This is a genomic window from Albidovulum aestuarii (assembly GCF_029961185.1).
In the GTDB taxonomy this organism is placed as follows: domain Bacteria; phylum Pseudomonadota; class Alphaproteobacteria; order Rhodobacterales; family Rhodobacteraceae; genus Albidovulum; species Albidovulum aestuarii.
This window is the reverse complement of sequence record NZ_JASBQQ010000021.1, coordinates 1-2,092: the sequence shown is the minus strand read 5'-3', so window position 1 is coordinate 2,092 and position 2,092 is coordinate 1. Positions and strand designations below refer to the sequence as shown.

Annotated in this window: 2 protein-coding genes; both read right to left on the bottom strand. The window is 55.2% G+C overall.

What is annotated here, in order from left to right; translation table 11 throughout:
- Positions 1–339: 339 nt before the first annotated feature.
- Complete coding sequence (locus QKW60_RS20955; RefSeq protein WP_282371655.1) at positions 340–1,281, bottom strand: DMT family transporter; 942 nt, start codon at positions 1,279–1,281, stop codon at positions 340–342.
- Positions 1,282–1,544: 263 nt separating this feature from the next.
- Positions 1,545–1,880, bottom strand: a complete 336-nt coding sequence (locus QKW60_RS20950) for a DMT family transporter (protein WP_282371653.1) — start codon at positions 1,878–1,880, stop codon at positions 1,545–1,547.
- Positions 1,881–2,092: the final 212 nt, after the last annotated feature.

The following is a 2,092-nucleotide window of genomic DNA, read 5'->3' as shown; positions in this document are numbered from 1 at the left end:
TTGGCAGTTGCAGTGTCTTCACTTGGATCGAGGACAGATTCCCGTGTCGCTCGCAGCGAGTTCCCGCCTAACCAGGACCACACGACTTTGGAAGCAGGGATAGATGGTGTGATTGGAAATCGGCAATTGCAACATTCGCAAAGTCGACGCACACTATCGAAACTAAGTACCTTCCTGTCGGCGGATACCTCCTTATAGTTCGCCAGCCCCGGTTGCGCATAATCGCGCTCCGGGGCTTTTCAATTTGGCAGAAGGTTGTCTAGCGCCGGTATGGTTGGGACCAAGTAAGTTACGAGGTCCAGAAGCGCTTGGCCAAGCGGGGAATGTGGACAAGAGGCTTCACTCCGCCATGGACCGGGTGGCAGAAGCCGGTTTGTTCCGCTGACGCTCGCGCCAAACGACCAACAGCCCTCCGCCGATGATCAGGATCGCGCCAGGAAATAGGTCGCGGATTGGTGCTTCGCCAAAGAACACCCATCCGAAAATGAAAGCCATCGGAATGCCGAAATAGCTGAATGGTGCAAGGTTGCTTTGTTCGGTCATCCTGAAGGAGATAATCATAAGCAATACAGCGGTTCCGCCGAAACCTCCCATCGCCACAATCCATCCAAGATCGGACGCAGATCGAACAGTGGAAAAACCACCGAGGTAAAGCGCGAGCATCACCGATCCGACAACGGCAAAGCCAGTGGAGTACAAGTTGACCAATGCGCTTGGTACTTCCTCGTCAATCAACCGCGCTGTCACTCCAGTCAGCGCGTAAAGCGCGGCTGCACCCAGTGGCAAAAGGGACGCCAAGGTAAATGTTTCACGCCCCGGGCCCATAACCATCAAAACGCCGACAAAGCCAATCAACACCGCGATCCAACGGATGAGACCCACCCGTTCACCCAGCAGCAGCACGGCAAAGGCTGTCATGAAAAGCCCGCTGGAATAGGAAATGGTCGTCGCAGTGGCAAAGGCGATCAGACCCAGCGATAGATAGAACATCAACTGTGCGAAGGTGACGATCAGACCCCGCATGCAGATCAGGCCCCATTGGCGGATACGCAGGCGCCGCCCGTTCCGGTGCCAGGCTGGCGTTGACCAAAGCGCGATAAAGCTGGGCGCCAGTCCAAAGATATTGCGGTACGCGGACAGTTCCGCCGCTGTGTAACCAGCGGACAGACGCTTGATGACCAGTCCCATCAGGTCAAAAAACACAAGGGAAACGAGACTGAGAACAATCGCAAGGGTGACGGACCCCGTCGGGATTGCCGGTATTTTCCCGACTTCGGCCATTCAGCAACCCTGTCCAGTTCTCTGACACCGATGGTATCGATCGAACGCTGCCATTGATATTCAGTTTGCGACGCGATGTGCCGTGAGAACCGTTTGACCTGCAGAACGAGAATTATTGCCGGTGCAGCGATCGGCAGGTTCGTCCCGCAACGCCGTTGTCCACCGTACCCCGTCAGGTCACAGCCCGACTGAAACTCTCAGTTGCCCGCTCTAAGCCCAAATCAGACCATTTTACGCACTCGCGGTAGCAGAAGTATTTCCGCTCAGTGACCTATCGATTGGGAGAATACATTAACGATGACCACTCCTAAAAGGATTAGTGTCATACCAAGCAAAGCAGGGAAGTCCAAAGATTGTCGATACCAAATCCAAGCGACAGCACTAATGAGCACGATGCCCATGCCCGACCATATAGCGTAGACAACGCCGGTCGGCATAACCCGCAGCGGGAACGACAAGCACCAAAATGCAACCGTATATCCCGCAATCGTGATGAGGCTTGGCCCGAGCCGAGTAAAGCTCTCCGACCGCGCTAAAGATGTTGTTGCGAGGACCTCAGCGACGATAGCCGCCACCAAAAACAGATAGTGCTTTGCCATTCGGCTACTCGCGCCATGTCAACCCGTGAGGTACTTAGCACGATGCCGACTGGATGTCTGCATCACCAGGCGGAGCTGGCATGCAAGCTGATCGCAGCCGATGGCTGCCCCGAGCCCGATGTGCGGATTGCTGCAGAATGTCTGCTACGTGTTGGGATTGAGATAAAGAGGATTGTGGGAACGCTAGATGATTAAGGTCTACGGGCGGCGGA